The sequence below is a fragment of the Acinetobacter sp. 228 genome (assembly GCF_048147885.1).
Genome location: NZ_JAYWYV010000110.1, coordinates 1 through 1908 on the forward strand (window position 1 = coordinate 1; position 1908 = coordinate 1908).

Here is a 1908-nt window from a genome sequence, read left to right on the forward strand (position 1 = left end):
TATTTTTTATACTTCACCCATAAAAAAACCACCCGGAGGTGGTTTTTGAAACAATAAACTAGATCTTATTGTTTAGCATAAATGCTGATTTCTACACGGCGGTTTTGTTCACGACCAGAAGCAGTTGAGTTGTCTGCGATTGGGTTAGAAGAACCATAACCTTGTGCATCGATACGGCTAGATGGAACACCTTTACCAGCTAAATAGTTTTTAACTGACTGAGCACGCGCTTGAGATAATGGGATGTTAATAGAGTCATTACCAGTGTTATCTGTATAACCAGTAACTAAAATCGCGCTCTTGTTATCTTCAGCCAATGTTTGAGCTACTTTGTCCAAAGTTGCATAGAAGTTTGGCTTGATGTTTGATTTGTTAGTATCAAAAGTAATGCTACCAGGCATGATCAATTGAACAGAACCATCTGGGTTACGGCCTACTTCTACACCAGTACCAGCCATTTGTTCGCGTAATTTTTTCTCTTTTTGGTCAAGATATAAACCGCCAGCTGCACCAAGAACTGCACCAATTGCCGCAGCACGGTTGTTTTGACGGCTAGAGTTTGCATTTGATTTAGAAATACCGTAGCCAGCTGCTGCGCCGATCAAAGTACCTAATGCGGCTTTATCGTATTCAACGCCACCAAGGTTATTACCTGTTGTTTGACAACCAGAAAGTACTACTGCTGCCCCTACCACTGTTGAAATAACTAATGCACGCATTGCATGCCTCCTCACTTTGAGTGTTTTGTTGTTGAATGAATAATGAAACAAAAAGGAAGTATAAAACATTGATATTTTGTTAATAATAAACAGTTTAGTTATTTTTTTGTAATATTTTGATGCACTTTAAGGTGTGCACTCATCACAATTTCTTCATTGTTGTCTAAGATACCGTTGTATTTCATTTCATGATAGTTATAGTTGAACAACTTTCTATGGATTTTGGATATTCGGGGCCATTTATATGTCAACTGCACCCAATAAGCAATCTGCGCTAAAAAAAATTACACGTGGACTCACTGTAGGTACAGTCATCACAGGTAGCACTTTTTTTCATGGACCACCTGTCTTAGCTTTAGGTTTAACAAAGCTATTTAAAAAGTCTTCAAAAATTGATGAAACCAATATTCAAATTACTAATAGCTGGCTTGGTGTCAATAATTGGCTCATTGATCATGTTTTACCTAATTTAAAATGGGACATTAGCATTGACGAAGGCCTTGATCTGAATATGCAAGGCCGTTATTTAATGACTTGTAACCATCAAAGTTGGGTTGATACCACGGTAAACCAATATTTCGGGTTAACCCGTATGCCGCTTACCCGCTTTTTTACCAAGTGGGAACTCATCTTTATTCCTTTCGTGGGTCAAGCTTTTAAAATCTTAGGCTTCCCAATGATGAAGCGTCATACAAAAGAGCAAATCGCGAAAAATCCTGAACTCAAAGACCGCGATATGATGGAAGCACGTAAAGCGTGTGAACAGCTCTTAAGTCAACCTTTTACATTATTAAATTATTTGGAAGGGACTCGTTTTACTCAGGAAAAACACGACCAACAAAAATCACCATATAAACATTTATTAAAACCTAAAGCAGGTGGTTTGGCTCTGGCGTTAAATATTTTGGGCGACAAAATTGATGCTTTAGTTGATATGACCATTGTCTACCCTGATGGCGTACCAGGTTATGGCGATTTCTGGCTAGGTGACGTTTCAAAAATTGCGGTCAATCTTCGAAAAATTGAAATACCAGACTGGGTTCTCGGGGGTAATTATGAAGATGACCAAGTTTACCGTGAACGTTTTCAACAATGGGTACATGAACTCTGGACTGAAAAAGATCAGCTCATCGAGAAAATGAAAGCTCAATACGCGACTACGAATCTTTAAAAAGAATCCACTTTTATG

At 38.3% G+C, this 1908-nt stretch carries 2 protein-coding genes; one reads left to right on the forward strand and one right to left on the reverse strand.

The window, feature by feature from the left end; translation table 11 throughout:
- Positions 1-65 precede the first annotated feature (65 nt).
- Positions 66-719, reverse strand: coding sequence for an OmpA family protein (locus VXQ92_RS16355; RefSeq protein ID WP_001202415.1), 654 nt, complete (start codon positions 717-719; stop codon positions 66-68).
- 244 nt (positions 720-963) lie between these two features.
- Here VXQ92_RS16355 and VXQ92_RS16360 point away from each other — a divergent pair, with 244 nt between their 5' ends.
- A complete protein-coding gene (locus tag VXQ92_RS16360) occupies positions 964-1890 on the forward strand; it encodes an acyltransferase (RefSeq protein WP_000100975.1) in 927 nt (308 codons plus the stop codon).
- The last annotated feature ends 18 nt before the right edge of the window (positions 1891-1908 follow it).

Coding starts and splice junctions, on each gene's coding strand:
- VXQ92_RS16355 (WP_001202415.1), bottom strand. CDS start 719: ATGCGTGCATTAGTTATTTCAACAGTGGTAGGGGCAGCAGTAGTACTT.
- VXQ92_RS16360 (WP_000100975.1), top strand. CDS start 964: ATGTCAACTGCACCCAATAAGCAATCTGCGCTAAAAAAAATTACACGT.